Raw genomic sequence first — 19,655 nt, 5'->3', positions numbered from 1 at the left:
CCGCTAGTCGAGCGCCGATGGCCGATTCCGAAAAGGCGAACTTGCTCGAATTCGGGCGGCACGTGCTTCGCGACGAGGCGCGTGCCTTGGATGCGCTGGCCGAGGGCCTTGGTGAGGCTTTTGAGCACGCTGTCGACCTGATCGTCGGGTGCCGTGGCAAGCTGATCGTCGCCGGGCTCGGGAAGTCCGGGCACATCGGTCGCAAGATTTCCGCGACGTTCGCTTCGACCGGAACGACTTCGGTCTTTCTGCACCTCGCAGAAGCCATTCATGGCGATCTTGGAATGGCAGACTCCGGCGATGTCGCCATTCTGATCTCGCTTAGCGGGGAAACGGCCGAGTTGGAGCCGGTCATCGATCACTTCAGTGCCGTGTCCATCCCGGTTATCGGCATCACCGGCAATTCCCACTCGCTGCTTGCCAGAGCGGCCTCAGCGCCTCTGCTGTTGCCGCAATGGCGGGAAGTGGGACCGGAGAGCGTCGCCCCGACGACCTCCACGACGATGTCGCTCGCGCTCGGAGACGCCCTTGCCATGACGGTCATGCACCTCAAGGGGTTCGACAGGAGCGACTTCGGCCGTCTCCACCCCGGTGGAGCCTTGGGCGCCAGATTGAAGCCCATCAGCAGGGTCATGCACTCCGGCAATGAGGTTCCGCTGACCCGCGCTGATAGCGCAATGCGCGACGTGATCGTCGAAATGACAGCCAAGCGCCTCGGCGTGGTCGGAGTGATCGACGGCGAGGGCTATCTCGTCGGCGTCATCACTGACGGTGATCTGAGGCGACACATGGAGGAGGGGCTCGATCATACGGCGAGCGAGTTCATGACCGGCAGTCCGAAAACGATTAGGTCAGACGCGTTAATCGACGACGCATTGGCGATGTTCGACGAACATCGGATCACGACTTTGTTCGTCGTCGAAGGCAAGGACGAGCGGCGGCGGCCGATCGGCATCCTCCATATCCACGATTGTCCGGTGACCCGATGAACACTGTTATCCTGATTCCCGCTCGCTTCGCGTCGACGCGATATCCCGGAAAGCCCCTTGTCGAGCTGAAAGGAGTCGGCGGCGTCGCGAAGCCGTTGATTCAGCGAAGCGTCGAGGCGGCACGCCGCGTTTCGGGCGTCTCCGGCGTTTACGTCACAACCGATGACGAGCAGATCGCCAATGCCTGCAACAATTTCGGAGTGGGGGTCATCATGACGTCCCCCGAATGCCGCAACGGCACCGAGCGCTGTGCCGAGGCGCTCGCTTCACTTCACGACCCGGACTTGATCATCAATTTCCAAGGCGACGCATTGCTTACGCCTCCCGGCTTCGTCGAATCCCTGATCGCGCGGATGCGCGACGACAGCGATGCTCTGGTGGCTACCCCAGCGATGCGATTGCGGAGCGATGAGGTTCGAGCGCTACAGGCCGAGGAAGCGGCTGGTCGCGTCGGGGGGACTTCGGTCGTGACGGACGGGCAAGGATACGCCCTCTATTTTTCCAAGCGGTTGATCCCGCACCTTCCGGATGGATCATTGTCGGACGGGCTGTCGCCTGTCCGCCTGCATGTCGGGGTCTACGCCTACCGACCGGAAGCGCTCGAACGATATGCGGCGACTCCGGTAAGCGAGCTTGAGACGCTCGAGGGGCTGGAGCAGCTGCGGTTCCTGGTCGCCGGTGTGCCGGTGGCAGTTGTGGATGTCGCGACCCCTTCCTTCGCACTCCGCGAACTCAACAACCCGGAGGACGTCGGGCCAATTGAGCAGGCTCTTATTGATTCAGGTCTCGAATGACCGCCCTCGACGCGCTGCCCGAACGCTATCGTGTGATCCTCTGCGACATCTGGGGCGTCATCCACGATGGAGTACGGCTTTACCCAGGGTCCGCGGATCGCCTCCGTCAATGGCGTGAGGAGGGCCGCAAGGTCATCCTGATCACCAATGCCCCGCGGACGGCGGAGGCGGTGGAGCAGCAGCTCGACCGGATCGGACTTCCGCGCGACGCATGGAACGGCATATCGACGAGCGGAGAAGCGGGGATTGCGGCCCTTACTGCCAAAGGATCCCCGGTCGGGTTTATTGGTACCGGGGCAGATCGCGAGATCCTCGAAGGGCGCGGTGTGTGGATCGCTGAAAATGGGGAATTTACAGAGTTCGCTTGCACAGGTCTCGACGACGAGCGCCGGACCGTCGGTGAGTATCTCATGGAGCTGGAAGATCTCGTCACACGCAATGTCCTGATGCACTGCCTGAACCCCGATCGGATCGTCGTTCGGGGCGGTGAAACGGAGCCTTGCGCAGGCGCCCTGGCCGACTTGTACATCGATCTCGGCGGTCGCGTGGAATGGTATGGCAAGCCATTTCCCGCCATTTACCGTCACGCGTTGAAGCTCGCCGGCAGCCCTTCGATCGAGGAGGTGATTGCCGTGGGAGATGCGCTCCAGACAGATATTCTGGGAGCGGCCAGGATGGGATTTGACGCCGTGTTCGTGGCGGGGGGGATCCACGCTGGCGAGAGCTTCCCTGCAGAGTTCGCTGAAAGGAACGGCCTGGGCGACTGGCATCCGGTGGCGGTCGTCGACTCCCTTCGCTAAGGCCCAGCAATGCAATTCGTGCCGACTGCATAGAACAGCGACGTGAAGCCGACCGTCTTCATCCAGGCGAACGATCGCCAGCTGCTGGGCGCAAAGATTTCCGCGCACAGCTACAAGCGCAGCAGCAGGCGCCCGGACAGCTTCGACGTGAAGATCATGCGCGTGCAGGACTTTCCGCGATTGATGCAGCCCGGGCAGTCCATCCTTCGCGGCGGGCATGTCCGGCCATGGGATCCCGACGACCTGCAAAGCTTTACGCCGCTGCGCTTCGCTCCACCCAGCCTCATGAACTTCGAGGGTCGAGCGTTGGTCACCGACCCGGACTGCTTCGGCGTTGGAGATGTCGCGGACCTGCTGGAGCGTGACATGCGCGGGAAGGCGATCATGGCGGTCGCGCGCCCCGGTCATAACAAGCAGGCGGATTATATCGCTACGTCCGTCATGCTGCTCGACAACGCGAAGCTGCAGCATTGGAACTTCGACAACGATCTCGCCGACCTATTCGGTCACAGGTTCGATTACGTCGACTGGATCGAGCTGAAGCGTGAGGACCGTTCGACCGTTGGCTTCCTGGAGCCGCATTGGAACGACTTCGACCGGCTGACGAAGGACACTGGCATTCTTCACACCACCAAGCGTCGGACCCAGCCGTGGAAGACGGGACTTCCGGTCGACTACACGCTCCGCAAGCGCGGACCGTTCGATTTCCTGCGCCGCTGGGCCAATCGCCATTACGTATCGCACCCGGATCCGAAGCAGGAGGCTCTCGTCTATTCGGTGCTCGCGGACCTCGTCGATGAAGGTTCGGTCACCCGTGAAGAGCTGAAGTCTGAGATGGCGGCAAATCACGTGCGTCATGACTCGCTGCAGCTCGTCGAGCGCTATCGCGGCTGGAGCTTAGGGGACGCGCTGGCTTAGAAGTCGCTTTACGGCGTCGGCTGCCATTCGCACCGGATCCTCGATCGGATTGCAGAGCGGGCGATCGACCGTGCCGGCTAAGCCGAGACGATCGAGATTTGCCCAGAACTTGCGAATGTCGCGTCGGGAGATCGAGACGCCTTCGATGCCGAGCTTCTGGCGGCCTTCGCTGTCGAGCTCGACGGGTATCAGCCCCACCGGGTTCCCTGTCATCACCGCTTCGGAGATCATCGATACACTATCGGCGGTGACGAAGTTCTCATCCGCGTCGGCGAGAAGTATCGGATAGCGAACCTCTCGATCCAAAATCACGTGGCAAGCTACGCCAGAAGCTCGCACCGCTTCGAACGCAGACGCCGGAGTTCGCGGGCTTCCAATCACGATCAGGGTGCCGCCGGTCGATTTTGCCCGTTGCGCGAGCACCTTCAAGGAATTGACAAGCCGGTCCTCAGGCAGCCGCCAATACCGCGTCGGCCCGCCGAGTGCGGCTAGCAGGTGCGGACGCGGGAGCGAGTTCAAAAGCTTGCTCTCCGCGTCCGTCGGTTTCGGCGGTTTTCCATGCCGACCCAGGGCGATCGGAAGGACCAGGACATTCTCATCATGAGCAACGGGATATTGGGCAGTCGTAATGACCAGGTCGAACAGCCGATTTTCCGCCCGTGGATTGCCGAGGCGGACGATTTTCGTGTGTTTGCCGCTGCGCTTTCTGATCCAACGCGACACCGCGACGCTTCGACGCCCGATTCCAATCACGAGATCGGGCCATGGCGGTTCAAACGAATGTCGCGCGCGCCTGGTCAACAAATGAGGGCGCTTGGGAAGAAGGTTGAGCAAGAGCGCCCAGCTTCTCCGATAGGAAAGCGTCCGGGTTTCGAACGGCAGGCCGAGGGCTTCGGCCAGGGCGAGCAGTTGGTTGTTGTCGCCCCGGCGCCAGCCGAGCAGCACCCAGATCCGCGGCGTCGGTTCCATCACGCCCTGACCCGGCGGTATTCTCGAAAGAGCTGGAAAACGAGGACGATGACGGTGGCCGCATTACCAATGACGAAGGCCAGGGCAGCTCCGATCACTCCAAAGCTCCATGAGAGTGGCGCGACCGTCACGAAGAAGAGGATCGTGCCGATCAGGCGCGCGGTGAGAGGCGCATCCGGCCGGTCGAGCGCGTAGAGCATCGACGGGAGTGGGAAGCTGATGATCGCCAGCAGTGGCGCGATAATGAGGACGAGGATAATCGGGTAGGCGCCGATGAACTCCTTGCCGAACAGCAGCGAGATTAACGGCTTTCCGACGACGAGGATAATGAGGACGCTGAGAATGCTGGCGAAAGCGGCCATGGCGGTACCGCGCAGCATCAGGTTCCACGGTTTCTTCGTCTTGAGGTCCATTCGCACCACTTCCGGGTAGAAGGCCTTGGACAAGAGGTCCGCCGGCTTCGCGGCGCTGTCGGTCAAGCTGGAAGCCACTCGGAACAGGCCAGCGCCCGTTGCACCTAAAAGGCCGCCAACCACCAATCGCGCTACCGGCCCCCACGCAGTGACGAGGCTGGACGTTAGGTTGACGTGGATCGCGAAGCGCCAGGCCCCGGGAAGCATCTCCGGCCGCAAGGTCGGCCGAATGCCCTCTAGCATCCCCCGCCGCCGAAGCTCCCGCCAGGCCAGGAACCACATGTAAAGATCGCCCCCGAGCTCGGTAACGAACCAGATCGCGACATAGGTTTCGAAACCGCCATCCAAGGCGAAAGCAATGGCCGAAAGCACGGCGCGAACGATTGGATAGCCGCTGCCCTGCCAGCTGATCAGGTCGAAGCGGTCGAGTGCCCGCAGGACGCCGATCGGGGTCGCGGCGCCCATCGTCGGGAGCAACGTGCAATAAAGCATGGCAAGCCACAGAAATCGGTCGTCGATCCCGAACCATCGACCGATGAACGGCAGCAACATGACCGCGACGAGCATCCCGCCGAGGCCGCTCAAGACGTCGAGAGCGAAGGCGAAGCCGGTCGAGGCCTTAAACTCCTCATGTTCGCCGGTGACGAGAGCCTGCCCGCCGTAGCGGACGATCAGTTGCCACGATTGAAACTTGCTCAGCCCGCTCGCTGCCTTGGCATAGCTGGTGATGAGGATGAGCATGCCGAAAAGCTCGACGCCGAGCCCTCGCCCGGCAATGGCAAGCGTGGCGATTCCGGCGACGGCCGCCACCGCCTTCGACGCCGCCAGGTAGCCGCTATTCTTCAGCAGCGACCGGAAGTGGGCGTCTTTGAACCAGTGCCTCATTCGCCGGCTCGCCTAGACGAGCCGCCGGTGTCTGTCGTCAGCAATTTTCGGCGGTCAGGCCGGTTCTGGAACGCGCTGCTGAATCACCTTGTCCGCAAGCGGCCCGTTGAGCTCGGCCAGATGGTCGAACTCCGCCTCGTAGGTGGCAAGGCCTTGGCTCTGCGACCGAAGCTCTGCTTCCAGCCCGCCCAGCTCCGCCTCGGGCAACAGGGCCTCGACGCGGTCCCAGCCGGTCCAGCCATCACGCGGTCCCATGCCAAGCATCTGGCCGCGCCGTCCGGCGACCGCCGAGGTGATGCGGCTGGTGGCGCTCGACGGGCAGACGACGGTGATCTTGTGCATCGGCTCCAGCAGGTGGGGCGCAGCCGCTGACAGAGCCTCCTGCATCGCCAGCCTGCCCGCTAGCCGGAACGCGAGCTCCGAGCTGTCCACGCTATGATAGCTGCCATCGACCAGGGTCACTGCGACATCGACTACCTGGAAGCCGAGCGGTCCCTTTACCATGGCCTCGCGCACGCCGTCCTCGACTGCCGGGATCCACTGCTTCGGCACCGAGCCGCCATGGATCTTTTCTTCGAACTGAAAGCCGTCGCCGCGGCTGACTGGGCGAATTTCAATGATGACGTCGCCGAACTGGCCGTGACCACCTGACTGCTTCTTGTGACGGCCGTGCTGCCGGACGGGCTTCCGGACGGATTCCCGATAGCCGACGGCTGGCGGATGGCTCTTCACCTCGACTCCGTAGCGGCGCTTCAGCCGGCCGATCACGGTGCTGAGATGCTCGTCGTTGACGCCGCGAAGACGGATCTCGTGGTTCGCCTCGTCATGTTCGACGACCAGCCCGGCATCTTCCTCGACCAGCCGCTGGAGCGCTCCGGAGAGCTTCACGTCATCCTTGCGGTCGGCCGGTTCGATCGCGAAGGCGCAGTTTCGCGCCGGATATTCGATGTCGATGGCGGGCGGCAGCTTGCCCGAGCCGATCCATTCGCCACCCTTGACGCCGTCGACCTTGGCGATGGCGACAATGTCGCCGGGGTTCGCTTCGGTAATCTTCTGCGTCTTCTCACCCTGGACCTTGAACAGCGAGCCTGCGCGGGTGTGCTCGCCGCTTTGCGCTTTGAGGTCCGAGCCCTCGCGGATCTTGCCGCCGAGAACTCGGGCGAGTGCCAGACGCCCGATGGAACCATGCAGAACCTTGAACACGTACATCGACGGGTCCGCGACGGACAACCGCGTCGCCGATGACTGCGGTGCAGGAGCTTCGTGACGTAGGGCTTTCAACAGCCGCCTCACGCCCCATGAGCTCGTGGCGCAGCCGAACAGAACCGACACGCCGATGTTCTCGCCGGTCTCGCGAGCGAGGTCCTTCAGCACCTTCTCGCGGCTCGGCGTCTCATCCATCAGCAATTGCTCGAGCAGCTCGTCGTCATGATCGGCGAGTTGTTCCAGCATGTGCGTCCGTGCTTCGATTTCACGCGATTGCAGGTCGGCGGGAATATCGATCCGCTCGCTTTCCTGCCCCGCGCGATACTTGAAGGCGTATTCGAGCGCGAGATCGACAAAGCCGCTGACCTTCTCGCCGTCCCAAATGGGAATCTGGCGAGCAATCAGCGGAGAGACACTCATCGGCTGGAGGGCTGTCAACAGATCGCGGATGCGACCATGGGCCTGGTCGATCCGGTTGACGTAAATGAGATGGGGAATGCCGAGCTCGTCGAGCATCCGAAGGGCAGGGGCCGCGAGAGGTGCGCGCGCCGGATCCGGATCGACGACGACGATCGCCAGGTCGGCAGCAGCGACCGCGCGAGCGCCATCGGCGGCGAAACCGATCGATCCCGGCACGTCGATCAGCGCATATTCGTCGTCGAGATATTTGAAGTTGTAGAGGTTGACCTCGGTTGAGCCGCCACGCTGGCGGGCTTCCGGGCTGCTATCGCCGATGCTGCTGCCGTTTGCAGTGGAGCCAAGCCGGTCGGTTGCTCCGGCTGCGAACAGCATGGCTTCCGCCAGGCTGGTCTTTCCCGCGCCGGCCGGTCCGACCAGCGCGATTGCTCGAGTGCCGTTGGCAGCAGTTCCAGGCATGCGACTCTCCCTTCGTCCGTTCCCGGGCGCGCGAGTCGCTTGAAGGCGCTCACGCGCTCTTCTGAAACAATCAGCGTCGGACTGTTTGCCGCCGTTGGCAAGGGGGTCGGAAGAGATGCCGTCTCGATTCTGCGCCCGACAGATGTTTTCAGGGGGTGGCGGGCTTCAGCGGTGAGGGCAGCCGGGCCAGCAGCAGGGGCGGCGCTTCCCGTCGCGTAGGTTCTCCGTGCCCCACTTGATGCGCTTCAGCCGGGTCTCCTGCTTTTTTGCGGAGTCGACCCAGCAGATCCATTCGTTGCGAGCGAGGGGGGTGATAACTTCCCAGGTTGCGAGCGCTGCGGGTTCGGCGACCAACGCATTTCTCAGGTCGCCCGGCAACTCATGAATCACGCCGCCGGGAAGATCTTTCTGTTCGGTCATCAGCACTCTCGATCTTGGCACGCGGATCGCACGCCGGGCTTGATACAAGGATTGGTGTTCGTCGCCTACGGTTCAGAATGCTTCGCCGAGCCCAAGATAGATTCCGCTGGCGTCCTTACCCAGACCGAAATCGAGCCGAACCTGCACGTCGTTGTCGTTGAACGGGCGATAACGGACCCCGATGCCGCCCGCGGGGAGCATATTACCTTTCCCGACGATATCGCCAGCCGACGGGGCGATCCCTCCCAACCCCGCGAAAGCGACGCCGCCCCAGCGACCGATGATGTGCTGCCGGAGCTCGACTTGAGCTGCCCAGCTTGCACGGTCGCGGTAGCGACCGCTTGGATATCCGCGAAGCGCGTTGTCCGATCCGAACATGCACAGGTCGTAATAGGGGACATGGCCGGACGTCGCACAGATCCGAACATTGGCAGCAACTACGGTGCCAGTTCCTAGAGGTTCGTAAGCGCTTCCCGATAAAGAGAGCTTGTTGTGCGCGAAGCTGTTGCCCAGCACCTTCGCTCCAAACAGCCATGACGAGCTCAGCAGCACGCCCCGGCGCGGCTGAGTCTGGCTGTCGCGCGCGTCGTAGGCGAACGAGGGGCCGAGCATTGAAAGGGTGCTGTTCAGTTCGTCTTGGGGCGGAGGCTGCGTCCGGCCCGGATCCTCGTTGGGCTCCGCATTCGTCGTCATGAGACGATACTGGAGGCCCCCATAGCCATGCGGAAATACTCGTATTTGCGCATGCAGCCGGGTTTCGAACGTCTTGTTTCGGAGCTCCAGAGACTCGCCTCGATCGCCATCGGATTCGCCGACGCCGAAATATCGCTGGATGGCATTCAGGTAGGTCGCGAGAGCGTTGAACCGGAAACGGTCCTGGTTCAGCGACATGCTGTGATAGGCGCCTAGGCCTTTCGTACCGCGATTGGTCCAGATTACGCCCCCGCCCGTGATCCATTGCTGGGGTCCGCCATTCGGGTTGTAGAAGACGACGACACCCCCTGCGAGGCCGGGGCCGCTTGACGGGCTTGAGAATGGGACAGGCGCGATAAGGACGTCGGCTTTACGCCGGTCCTTTCCCTTGCCGGCGGGCTCTTCCTGAGCTGCAGGGGACTTGGTCTCGGAGGGTCCCGGGGATCTGATGTCTTGCGCGCGCGCAGGAGTTCCAAAGGCCAGGAGCCAAACGGTCAGCACAAGGACCCAGGATTTCGGACTTGAGCAATTCACCGGTATCGGTTGTCGCTTCGCCGCTCGCCTGTACATCGGGTGCTACCCCGACATCGATAGAGCCATTTCCCGCGTTGAAAACTCTCGGTCCATGGGTATTGGAAACGGCATCCGCTCCTAGCTCAACCGGATAGAGCGTCGGGCTTCGAACCCGAAGGTTGGGGGTTCGAGCCCCTCGGAGCGGGCCATTTCTCAGGCGGCGGGCAGAAGCCTCTTCTCGCCGGCCAGACGGATCAGCGCCGACTGCAGCTTTTCGAAAGCGCGCACCTCGATCTGGCGAATGCGCTCGCGGCTGACGCCGTAGACCTGGCTCAGCTCTTCGAGCGTCTTCGGCTCGTCGGTCAGGCGGCGCTCGGTGAGAATGAACTTCTCACGCTCATTGAGCGTCTCCAGCGCGTCCATCAAAAGGTCGTGGCGGACGCGGCTTTCCTGGTCCTCGGCGATCCGCTCGTCCTGGAGCGGACCTTCGTCGACGAGGAAATCCTGCCACTGACCTTCGCCCTCGGTGCTCGCGAGCGGGGCATTGAGGCTGGTGTCGCCGCCCATGCCCATACGGCGGTTCATCGAAACGACTTCTTCCTCGGTCACGCCGAGGTCCTTGGCGATCTTGGCGACGTCCGCTGGCTTGAGATCCCCCTCTTCGAACGCCTCGATCTGGTTCTTCATCCGGCGGAGATTGAAGAAGAGCTTCTTCTGGGCCGCCGTCGTGCCCATCTTCACGAGGCTCCACGAGCGCAGGATGAATTCCTGGATCGACGCGCGGATCCACCACATCGCATAAGTGGCGAGGCGGAAGCCCCGGTCGGGCTCGAACTTCTTTACGCCCTGCATCAGGCCGATATTGCCTTCGGAGATCAGCTCGCTGACCGGCAGGCCGTAGCCCCGATAGCCCATGGCGATCTTCGCAACGAGACGAAGGTGCGAGTTGACCAGCTTGGCGGCCGCGTCCGTGTCCCCATGCTCACGCCAGCGCTTGGCGAGCATGTATTCCTCTTCCGGGGCGAGGATCGGAAATTTCTTGATCTCGGACAGGTAGCGATTCAGCCCTGCCTCCCCGCCGCTTGCGGGGATCGAGACGACATTCTTTTGTGCCATGTGCTTCAAACGTCTCCCTGGGCCGGCTGCTTATTACGCTGCCTGGCACGTTAATTCCTATACCAAAAGGGCGGTGAACAGTTCCTGCATGTCCGCTGGCATGCCACTCGCGAACGATAAGCGGTTCTTCGTTACGGGGTGGACGAATCCAAGCTCCGCCGCGTGAAGCGCCTGACGATGAAAATTAAGCCTTTTCAACAGCTCGGAAGAACTCTTTGCCGAACGGCCGTAGACAGGATCGCCGAGCAAGGGATGCCCGAGCGAGGCCATGTGAACCCGGACCTGATGGGTTCGGCCCGTTTCCAGTCGGCACTCGACGAGTGCTGCATCGCGCAGGAATTCCAAGCGGCGCCAGTGCGTTACCGCTCTCTTGCCGCGACCACCTTCGACGATCGAGATCTTCTTGCGGTTGGTCGAAGACCGCGCGAGCGGGGCATCGACCGTGCCTTCTGAGGTCTTCGGTCTCCCCTTCACGATGGCCAGGTATCTCCGGTCGATCGAGTGGACGGCGAATTGCTTGGCCAAGCCCTCATGGGCCACGTCCGTCTTGGCAACCACCAGCAGTCCTGAAGTGTCCTTGTCGATCCGATGGACGATCCCCGGCCGGGCGACGCCGCCGATACCCGACAGGCTGCCGCCGCAATGGTGGAGCAGGGCATTCACCAAGGTCCCGTCCGGGTTACCCGCCGCCGGGTGAACGACGAGGCCCGCCGGCTTGTCGACGACCAGCAGATGCTCATCCTCGAAGACGATCCTCAGTGGAATGTCCTGAGGTACGTTGTGCGCCGGCGTCGGCTCGGGAACCGTGAGCTGGAAAGCCTCGTTCCCGCGGACCTTGGTCGCCGGATCGCGAACCGCCACCGAGGCCATCGACTGCAGCGATCCGCTGCGGATGAGCGCCTTTAGCCGTTCGCGAGATAAAGTCGGGAGCGCATCGGCAAGCGCGCGGTCCAGCCGCCATCCCGAATGGCTCGGCAGAAGCTCGACGCTGATGACCTGGTGGCCCCCCACGTGTTGGATATGGGGATTCTTTTCGCCACTTCAATATTCGGCTCAGTCGCCCGTCGGTCCCAGATAATCGTCCCCGTAAATTGCCCGCCGGATGTCGCGGTGGAGAGACCGGTCGAACGGATCTTTCTGGACGAAGAACACCGCCGTCAGCTTGTTGGCGGGATCGACCCAGAACAGGGTTGACCAGGCGCCGTCCCAGAAGAACTCGCCGACGGCGCCGCGATTTTCCTGAGTGTCCTTTGGCTGTCCGGTGCGTACAGCGAAGTCGATGCCGAAGCCGCCGTTCCCCTTGTCCGGAAGCCACTGCCGGTCGGTCACCCGCGCATCGAGCTCGTTGGTCGCCATCATCCTTACCGTCGACGGCTTTAGGATGCGCACGCCGTCCAGGGTTCCGCCGTTCACCAGCATCCGAGCAAAACGCATGAAGTCGTCGACGGACGAAATCAGGCCGGCACCCCCCATGGTGAGCTTACGCTCCGGATTGAAGTTCATGTGGCGGAAGTCGGCCTCGGACTTTCTTTGCAGCGTTCCGTCGGGGCCCTTGGCATAGCCTGCGGCAAGGCGGGGCAGGATCGACTCCGGCTGCGTCCAGCCGGTTTCCTTCATCCCGAGCGGCTCGAAGATATGCTGCCGCACATACTCTTCATACGGCTGCCCGCTCAGCTTCTGGACGAGCAGGGCCTGGACATCGACGCCCGCGCTGTAACGCCATTTCGTCCCAGGTTCGTAGAGCAGAGGGACCGTGGCCAGGCGGCGCCCGAACTCCGGCAGATCATTCGCGAGGTTGAGCGGGTCGGCCTTCGCGAATGCCTCTTCGGGGTAGGTTGGGCCCGGTCCATAGCCGAAGCCTGCGGTGTGACGCACAATGTCGCGGATCAGGATCGGGCGGCGCGGGGCGACCAGGATTGGATTGCCGGCAGTGTCCTTGCCCACGAACACCTTGGCGTTGGCGAATTCCGGCAGGTACATGGACAAGGGATCGTCCAGGCCGAACTTGCCCTGTTCCCAAAGCTGCATGAACGCCACGCCGCTCACTGGCTTCGTCATAGAGAAGATCTGGACAAGCGTGTCACGGCTGAAGGGGCGTTTCGCCTCCCGGTCCGCATACCCAGCGGTACCGAAATATGCTTCCTTGCCATCCTTCCAGACCAGAGCCGATGCTCCAGCGGCGCGGCCGCTGCTGACCATGTCCTGCAGTGAGCGGTCGATGCGAGCCTTGTCGATCGTCACGGTCGACGTCGGCGGGGCAGAGATTGCGGAACTGAGTGTCAAAGTGGCGGCGACGGCCGCAAAGGCGAGGCTTCTCACGCGCGATTGTCTCCAACAGGCTGGATCGCCAACATGCTAGCCGCCGTTCTCCCGGATGCGCAAACTTGCACGAAGGTGAAGTCTGGTTCACTCACGCCGACCATGAAGGACGTCGATTTCGCCAGCCTCCTGTGTTCAAGGCTTTGCCACGACCTGATGTCGCCCGTGGGGGCACTCAACAATGGTATCGAGCTGCTCGCTGACGAGCAGGATCCCGAGATGCGGGCGCAATGCCTGGAGCTCCTTGGCGACAGTGCCCGGGCTACCGCGAACAAGCTGAAGTTCTTTCGTCTCGCGTTTGGAGCCGGAGGGGGGTTTGGCGAGCTAATCGACGCGAACGAGGCCAAGGTCGCCCTTCAGGGCATTTTTGGGGCCGAGCGAAGGATCGAGCTTGGCTGGATGGTTGCTCCCGAGAAGCTCTCGAAAGGCGCAATGAAGCTTCTCCTCAACCTCGCGCTCATCGCCGGAGACGCTCTGGTGCGCGGGGGAAGGCTGGACGTGGGCGCCGAAACCACGGGTGCAGGACTGGAAATCGCGATCCGCGGTGAGGGCCCCCGTGTCATGCTGGACGCGGGTCTCCGTGAAATCCTGACCAAAGGCGTTCCAAGTGGCGAGATCGAACCGCGTGCGGCGGGAGCTTGGCTGGCTTCCACCCTAGCGGAGGAATCCGGCGGGTCGATCCGGCTGTCGGAACCGGCGCCCGAGGTGCTCATGATCGGCGCCGTGGTTCCCCGGAACTAGGAAGCATCAGGGCTAACGGCGCATTAACTCCTGATCGTCATAAGCGGCCCGAGAGGGGCGGGACCGCGTTGCGATGGACGATCTGATTTCCGAATTCATTGCCGAATGCCGGGAAATGCTTGAGGCGCTGGGCGGAGAGATCGTCGCCTGGGAGGCCTCGCCTGACGATCGTGCGCGTCTCGATTCCATCTTTCGCTTCGTTCACACCGTCAAAGGCAATTGCGGCTTCTTCGACTTCCCGCGGCTCGAGGCGCTGAACCATGCCGCAGAGGATGCGCTTGCCGAAGTCCGAGCCGGCCGCCGTCACGCCGACCCTGCACTGGTCAGCGCGGTCTTGGCGATCATCGACAAGATTGCCGAAATGATCGCCACCCTGGACGCTGGTGAGAAGCTGCCGGAGGGTGACGACACGTCACTCATCCTCGCTCTTCAAGAGCGGGCCGAAGTCACGACTGCTCCAGTCGCTGCGACAGTTGCGGAGGCCCAGAGCAAGGCCTCAGCGCCGCGCACGATCCGGCTTTCGGTGGAGTTGCTTGATCGCCTAATGAGCGGTGTCTCCGACATGGTGCTCGCCCGCAATGAACTTGCACGCCGGCTGCGGGAAACCACTAGCGAAGTCGCTGTCGACGGAGCTTTCGAACGCCTGTCTTCGATCATCGCCGAGATGCGGGACGCTATCACCCGCACCCGTATGCAGCGGATCGAGAACCTGTTCGTGGCCTTGCCGCGCATGGTCCGCGACCTGTCGGCCGAACTCAACAAGCAGGTCTTGGTCGATATCGAGGGTGGTGACGTCGAGCTCGATCGCGAGATGATCGAGATGATCCGTGACCCGCTGACCCACATCATCCGCAACGCCGTGGATCACGGCATCGAAACACCTGCGGAACGCCTCAAGGCAGGCAAGCGGGAAATCGGCATCCTGTCGGTGTCTGCACGCCAGTCCGGAAACCAGATCCTCATCGACATCCAGGACGACGGCCGCGGGATCAATGGCAAGAAGCTCGTCGAGAAAGCAATCGCGGCAGGCGTCATCGAGAAGGCCGAAGCGGCCGATCTCAGCCATCGCGAACAGCTTTCTCTCATTTTCGAGGCGGGTCTTTCGACCGCCAAGCAAGTGACAGCGATCTCGGGGCGCGGCGTGGGCATGGACGTCGTCCGTTCGAACATCGAGCGCATTGGCGGCATCGTCGAAGTCGACAGCACCGTCGGGGTGGGCACGCGCATGACTTTGCGCGTCCCATTGACGCTCACGATCATCCCGGCCCTCACGGTGTCCGTCGCCGGTCAGAACTTCGCGATTCCGCGCTCGGCAATCGACGAAATCGTCCGCGCGAATGGCGAAAGCGTCGTCCTCGAGAAGCTTGGCGGGGCAGGGGTCGCCACCATCCGCGGACGCCGCGTGCCGGAGATCGCCCTCTCCGATGTCCTCGGCCTCGAAAGCGATATCCCCGAGCATGAGCGCTCGCTCGTCGTGCTCCGGCCGGCCGGCGCCGACGTCTATGCCTTGGCCGTCGATCGCATCCACGATCATGAAGAGCTGGTCGTGAAGCCTGCCGCTCCTGCAGTGATGGCGACTGGCCTCTACGCCGGCACAACCCTTGCGGATGACGGTAGCCCCATTCTTCTCTTCGACCCTGCCGGCATCGCCCAGGTGGGGGGCGTGAAACTCGAAGTCCACGACCGTGCCGCGCGTATCGTCGAGGCTCCGGCCGCGCCGATCGACGCGGAAACGCCTGTTCTCCTCTTCCGCGGGCTCGATGGAGGCCGTCGAGCCATGCGCCTCGCGGTTGTCGACCGGATCGAGGAAGTGCCCGCCAGCGCCATTCGGCCCGGAGCCGGGGAATTGCGAGTGCAGCTCGGCGAGACGATCCTTCCGCTGTCGGGCGTGAACGGCGAACTGCCAAGCGAGAAGGTCCGCCTCTTCCGCTTGAACGACGGCTCGCGCGAGATCGGCTACGCCTTCCAGGAGGTCATCGATCTGTCGGTGGTCGGCAATGACGTCATACAGGCTGCATCGCCGGGCGAGGTATCCGGTGTCACCCTTGTGTCCGGCGAGCCGGCAGAGTTGATCGACCCGCACTGGCTATTCGCCAACATCGCCGCATCCGCAGTCCAGCCATCCGAACAGCTCGTCTGCCGGCTGCCCTCGGACGATCCCTGGATGCAGAACATGCTTCGTCCGATCGTTGAAGCCGCCGGCTACCGTGTGGTTTCCGAGCTCGACGAGGTCGAAGCGCACCTCGCGATCCTAGCCGACGCTTCTGAGGCAGGCTCCGCGGCTCGCACAATCCGCCTTCGTGCCGAACCCGAGCCGGCATCGTCGAAGGACGAAACCATTTATCGCTACGACCGCGCGGCGCTTCTGATGGCGCTGAAATCGGCCGGCGCAGGGAAACGCTGATGTCGGAGCTTCTGCTGATCGTGACCATCGCTGGCGAACGCGTCGCTCTTCCTGCGGCCTCCGTCGAGTCCGTGGTGGAGCTGGACACGTTGATCCCCGTCCCCCGGGCCGCGCCGCATGTCGCAGGTCTTTCGGCGCTTCGAAGCCGAGTGTTGACGGTGATCGACTGCATGCGCTCGCTGGAACTGGGCCATACCGACTGCTCGGACGGCATTCGCGAAGCGGCGGTCGTCGAGCTCGACGGCCATCATTACGCGCTCATAGTCGATCTCGTCGAAGACGTGGTCGAGGCGCTCTCTGAGCCGGTGGCTGTTCGAGCAGCCATGGGAGCCGGCTGGGAGCGCGTGTCACAGGGAATGGTCGATACCGAAGAAGGGCCGAGGTTGCTGATCGACATCGCCGCACTGGTCGGCGGCGCCGAGCGGCAAGCTGCTTAAGCTCTTCGTTACCGTTAGCGTTTAAGTCATCTCGCGAAAGCCGCAGTGGGAAGTGTTTGTTGTATGAAGAGCTGTTTGATCGTCGATGACTCGAAGGTCATTCGCAAAGTCGCAAGGCACATTCTCGAAACCCTGAATTTCGAGGTTGATGAGGCTGGCGACGGACGCGAAGCCCTTTCTCGCTGCGAAGAGAAGATGCCGGACGTGGTCTTGCTCGACTGGAACATGCCGGTGATGAGCGGAATGGAGTTCCTGCGCCTGCTTCGCCAGCGCGGGCACGACGACCAGCCCAAGGTCGTCTTCTGCACGACCGAGAACGACATGGCGCACATCCGTGCTGCCCTGGAAGCCGGCGCAGACGAATATGTGATGAAGCCCTTCGACCGAGAGACGCTGCACATCAAGCTTCAGCTCGTCGGCGTAGCCTAAGGCCCGCACCGTGGAGCGGGCGGTCGCCAGTTCGCGGGATCGTCAGCAGGTCCCGCCAGTCAGGAAGCGCCGGATCCGCCTGATGATCGTGGACGACAGCATGGTCGCACGGTCGGTGTTGTCCCGTATGGTCGAAAGCGACGGCTCGTTCGAGCTCGCGGCGGTGGCTGGAACCGCGGAAGACGCGATCGATGCGCTGCAAGCCGTCCGCGTCGACACCATTCTCCTCGATCTGGAAATGCCCGGGGCAGGCGGATTGCGCTCGATCCCACGCATTCTCGACAACGCCAGCGGCGCGCACATTATGATCGTATCCTCGATGGCCGAAGAGGGCGCCGAGGAGACGGTCGCAGCACTCGCGCTTGGAGCAGCCGACGCACTTCCGAAGCCGGGAACCGGCCGATTCAATGGGCGCTTTTCGGAAGTCCTGATCTCGCGGCTGAAGGCACTCGGCTATGCAGACGACCAGCGGCGGTCCGTCGCTCCAGTTAGCAAGATCGTTCACGCGCCGCTCCGTGCAATGTCGAACGATCCGATCGAAGTGCTCGCCATTGGTGCCTCGACCGGCGGCATTCACGCACTCAACAGCTTCTTTGAGACTCTGCCGCGGCGGATCGGCATTCCGATTTTGGTCACGCAGCATCTTCCGGCGCCCTTCATGCCGGTATTTGCTCGCCAGCTCGGCATCGCCGCAAAGCGCGAAACGCTGGTTGCGGAAGACGGCATGGCTCTTCTTCCCGATCGCGTTCTGATCGCGCCGGGTGATGCCCACTTGCTGGTCGAGCAAGGGCTGGATGGACCAGTCGCTCATCTGGATCGAAGCGCATCGTCCACCGGGTGCATGCCCTCCCTGGATCCAATGTTTGAATCGATCAGCACTTACTTCGGGAACGGCGCCGCCGGTGTGGTGCTGACGGGCATGGGCCGCGATGGGGCGCTTGGAGCGGCCAAGTTGGTCGCGGCCGGCGGCTCGGTTCTCGCCCAGGACGAGGCTAGTTGCGCCGTCTGGGGCATGCCGCGCGCCATCCTCGAGGCCGGCCTCGCGTGCGCCATCATGCCACCGGATAAGCTTGCTCGCCGTGTTGCGTCGCGTGTGGGAGACAGTGCTTGCAGATAAGCGATAGTTCCAGCCGGATCCTTGCCGGCTTGCTGGAGGCGCGTACCGGCCAACAGCTCACCATGAGCCGTCGCTGGCGGATCGAGACGGCGCTCTCCGCATTGCTTCGAGAGCGCAGCATCGCGACACTCGACGAACTCATCACGATCCTGGTCATGGGCAAGGAGCCCGGCCTGTCGAGCCAAGTGGTCGAGGCGCTTCTGAACAACGAGACCTATTTCTTCCGCGACCGGACGCCCTTCGACACGCTCGCCAGGCACGCATTGCCGGCGCTCGCGGCAAAGCGTGCATCGAAGAAGAGGCTGCGGATCTGGTCGGCGGGCTGTTCCACTGGGCAGGAAGCCTATTCACTGGCGATGATGTTCGCCGACGAGGCCGACAAATGGCGCGGCTGGACCGTAGATATTCTCGGCACGGACGTTTCGAGTTGCGTCATCGATCGCGCTCGCGCTGGGGTTTATTCGCAGTTCGAGGTGCAGCGCGGTCTCGCGATCACCCAGACCGTGCGCTGGTTTGAGGAAGGCGGCGATGGCTGGCGGATCATCGAGCCGCTTCGCCGGAACGTTAGGTTCCAGGTGCACAACCTGCTCGACCTGCCGCCCCAGCCGGCGGGAGGGTTCGACATCATCCTCTGCCGCAATGTCCTGCTCTATCTCTGCTCGGAGAAGAAGGCCCAGGCATTCGATCGACTGTCGTCCGCGATGGCCGAGGACGGCTGGCTGATGCTGGGCGCTGGCGAAACGGTCATCGGCCAGACGAAGAAGTTGGTTTCCGACACCAAGGTGCGCGGTCTCTATCGGCTGGACCATCGCAAGAACGACGATCGCCGAATGGCCGCGCAAGCCTGAAGGGCTTGACCTAGCCCCCAATGCTGTGCGCCTTTGCGTGGATGGACCTCGACATGATCGACAGGCCGTCGCCGAACTTCGACGACCGCATGATGCCGGTCTCGATGATCGTTCTCCATTACACCGGAATGCCGGACGCCGAAGGCGCTCTGAACCGCCTGACCTCTCCGGAGGCCAAGGTCTCCTGTCACTACCTGATCGACGAAGATGGGGTCATCTATCGCCTGGTCGATGAGGAGAAACGCGCCTGGCACGCCGGCAAGTCCCGCTGGCGCGGCATTTCCGACGTGAACAGCGCGAGCGTGGGCATCGAGCTGGTCAATCCGGGCCACGAATTCGGGTACCGCAACTTTCCGGATGAGCAGATGGCGTCGCTCATTCCATTGCTCGCCGACATCAAGGATCGCCACGGCATCGGGCGCGGCAACATCGTCGGTCATTCCGATGTTGCTCCCGCCCGGAAGGAAGACCCGGGCGAGCTATTTCCGTGGGAGGCACTCGCACGGTATCGCCTGGCCTTGCCGAGCCCGACCCGCGACCTGATCGATCCCTTCTGGACCGACGCCGCCTTCCTCCTCGCGCTTGAGCGGTTCGGCTACGACGTCACGGACGAGCAGAAGGCGGTGATCGCATTCCAGCGGCGTTACCGGCCGGACTTGATCGACGGGATCGTCGACGGCGAATGCCGCGCGAAACTCCTGTCGTTGCTGCTGCCGAGGCCGCAGTGACGAACCTCCGTCAGAGTTTTGAGCTATGATCCTTGCGTTA

General features: G+C 62.9%; 19 protein-coding genes and 1 tRNA gene. 12 read left to right on the top strand and 8 right to left on the bottom strand.

The genetic code is table 11. The annotated features are described in order from the left end of the window. Positions 1–17 precede the first annotated feature (17 nt). From ABD928_RS01525 to ABD928_RS01510, 4 genes are read left to right on the top strand one after another with little or no spacing between them, the layout of a single operon-like run. Positions 18–989 (top strand): KpsF/GutQ family sugar-phosphate isomerase, encoded by a 972-nt coding sequence (locus tag ABD928_RS01525; RefSeq protein WP_345165400.1) that lies wholly within the window; start codon positions 18–20, stop codon positions 987–989. Beyond that, positions 986–1,783 (top strand): 3-deoxy-manno-octulosonate cytidylyltransferase, encoded by a 798-nt coding sequence (locus ABD928_RS01520; RefSeq protein WP_345165397.1) that lies wholly within the window; start codon positions 986–988, stop codon positions 1,781–1,783. The genes ABD928_RS01525 and ABD928_RS01520 overlap by 4 nt, the downstream gene beginning before the upstream one ends. Then, on the top strand, positions 1,780–2,583 hold the full coding sequence (locus tag ABD928_RS01515) for a TIGR01459 family HAD-type hydrolase (protein WP_345165394.1): 804 nt from the start codon (positions 1,780–1,782) through the stop codon (positions 2,581–2,583). Before ABD928_RS01520 ends, ABD928_RS01515 begins: the two co-directional genes overlap by 4 nt. 42 nt (positions 2,584–2,625) lie before the next feature. After that, on the top strand, positions 2,626–3,501 hold the full coding sequence (locus ABD928_RS01510) for a hypothetical protein (protein WP_187714162.1): 876 nt from the start codon (positions 2,626–2,628) through the stop codon (positions 3,499–3,501). On the opposite strand, the gene ABD928_RS01505 is transcribed toward ABD928_RS01510, so the two are convergent. From ABD928_RS01505 to ABD928_RS01485, 5 genes are all read right to left on the bottom strand, one after another. Next, the gene (locus ABD928_RS01505; protein ID WP_345165390.1) at positions 3,481–4,470 is read right to left on the bottom strand and encodes an ELM1/GtrOC1 family putative glycosyltransferase; all 990 of its coding nucleotides are present in this window, start codon (positions 4,468–4,470) and stop codon (positions 3,481–3,483) included. The genes ABD928_RS01510 and ABD928_RS01505 overlap by 21 nt on opposite strands. Beyond that, positions 4,470–5,768: a lipopolysaccharide biosynthesis protein gene (locus tag ABD928_RS01500; protein ID WP_345165388.1), complete on the bottom strand. Its 1,299-nt coding sequence runs from the start codon at positions 5,766–5,768 to the stop codon at positions 4,470–4,472. Before ABD928_RS01500 ends, ABD928_RS01505 begins: the two co-directional genes overlap by 1 nt. A gap of 54 nt (positions 5,769–5,822) precedes the next feature. Further along, positions 5,823–7,850 carry an elongation factor G gene (locus ABD928_RS01495; RefSeq protein WP_345165386.1) on the bottom strand — a complete coding sequence of 676 codons (2,028 nt, stop codon included), beginning with the start codon at positions 7,848–7,850 and terminating at the stop codon, positions 5,823–5,825. Between the two features lie 165 nt (positions 7,851–8,015). Next, positions 8,016–8,270 (bottom strand): YdeI/OmpD-associated family protein, encoded by a 255-nt coding sequence (locus tag ABD928_RS01490; RefSeq protein ID WP_345165384.1) that lies wholly within the window; start codon positions 8,268–8,270, stop codon positions 8,016–8,018. A gap of 72 nt (positions 8,271–8,342) precedes the next feature. Next, entirely contained in the window at positions 8,343–9,161 is an 819-nt protein-coding gene (locus ABD928_RS01485; protein ID WP_223276191.1) for a BamA/TamA family outer membrane protein, read from the bottom strand. 447 nt (positions 9,162–9,608) lie between these two features. Between ABD928_RS01485 and ABD928_RS01480 the strand changes: the two genes are divergently transcribed. Beyond that, positions 9,609–9,685, top strand: a tRNA-Arg gene (locus ABD928_RS01480). A gap of 4 nt (positions 9,686–9,689) precedes the next feature. Here ABD928_RS01480 and rpoH read toward each other — a convergent pair. From rpoH to ABD928_RS01465, 3 genes are read right to left on the bottom strand one after another with little or no spacing between them, the layout of a single operon-like run. Beyond that, on the bottom strand, positions 9,690–10,592 hold the full coding sequence (rpoH, locus tag ABD928_RS01475; RefSeq protein WP_345165380.1) for an RNA polymerase sigma factor RpoH: 903 nt from the start codon (positions 10,590–10,592) through the stop codon (positions 9,690–9,692). A 57-nt stretch (positions 10,593–10,649) separates the two neighbouring features. Continuing rightward, positions 10,650–11,603 (bottom strand): RluA family pseudouridine synthase, encoded by a 954-nt coding sequence (locus ABD928_RS01470; RefSeq protein ID WP_345165377.1) that lies wholly within the window; start codon positions 11,601–11,603, stop codon positions 10,650–10,652. 42 nt (positions 11,604–11,645) lie between these two features. Further along, entirely contained in the window at positions 11,646–12,911 is a 1,266-nt protein-coding gene (locus ABD928_RS01465) for a serine hydrolase domain-containing protein (protein WP_187714157.1), read from the bottom strand. A gap of 102 nt (positions 12,912–13,013) precedes the next feature. On the opposite strand from ABD928_RS01465, the gene ABD928_RS01460 reads away from it, so the two are divergent. From ABD928_RS01460 to ABD928_RS01430, 7 genes are all read left to right on the top strand, one after another. Then, complete coding sequence (locus ABD928_RS01460; RefSeq protein ID WP_345165374.1) at positions 13,014–13,652, top strand: histidine phosphotransferase family protein; 639 nt, start codon at positions 13,014–13,016, stop codon at positions 13,650–13,652. A gap of 73 nt (positions 13,653–13,725) precedes the next feature. Next, positions 13,726–16,056 carry a chemotaxis protein CheA gene (locus ABD928_RS01455; protein ID WP_345165372.1) on the top strand — a complete coding sequence of 777 codons (2,331 nt, stop codon included), beginning with the start codon at positions 13,726–13,728 and terminating at the stop codon, positions 16,054–16,056. Continuing rightward, the gene (locus tag ABD928_RS01450) at positions 16,056–16,493 is read left to right on the top strand and encodes a chemotaxis protein CheW (protein ID WP_187714156.1); all 438 of its coding nucleotides are present in this window, start codon (positions 16,056–16,058) and stop codon (positions 16,491–16,493) included. Before ABD928_RS01455 ends, ABD928_RS01450 begins: the two co-directional genes overlap by 1 nt. A gap of 63 nt (positions 16,494–16,556) precedes the next feature. After that, positions 16,557–16,922, top strand: a complete 366-nt coding sequence (locus ABD928_RS01445) for a response regulator (protein ID WP_187714155.1) — start codon at positions 16,557–16,559, stop codon at positions 16,920–16,922. Between the two features lie 10 nt (positions 16,923–16,932). Then, positions 16,933–18,039 (top strand): chemotaxis-specific protein-glutamate methyltransferase CheB, encoded by a 1,107-nt coding sequence (cheB, locus tag ABD928_RS01440; RefSeq protein ID WP_223276190.1) that lies wholly within the window; start codon positions 16,933–16,935, stop codon positions 18,037–18,039. Beyond that, the gene (locus tag ABD928_RS01435; RefSeq protein ID WP_223276189.1) at positions 18,030–18,887 is read left to right on the top strand and encodes a CheR family methyltransferase; all 858 of its coding nucleotides are present in this window, start codon (positions 18,030–18,032) and stop codon (positions 18,885–18,887) included. Before cheB ends, ABD928_RS01435 begins: the two co-directional genes overlap by 10 nt. 20 nt (positions 18,888–18,907) lie before the next feature. Then, positions 18,908–19,615, top strand: coding sequence for an N-acetylmuramoyl-L-alanine amidase (locus tag ABD928_RS01430; protein WP_223276188.1), 708 nt, complete (start codon positions 18,908–18,910; stop codon positions 19,613–19,615). Positions 19,616–19,655 lie beyond the last annotated feature (40 nt).

Source organism: Sphingomonas daechungensis, from assembly GCF_039543105.1.
Lineage (GTDB): Bacteria > Pseudomonadota > Alphaproteobacteria > Sphingomonadales > Sphingomonadaceae > Sphingomicrobium > Sphingomicrobium daechungense.
The sequence above is the reverse complement of the archived record's forward strand: the minus strand, read 5'-3'. Positions and strand labels throughout refer to the sequence as shown.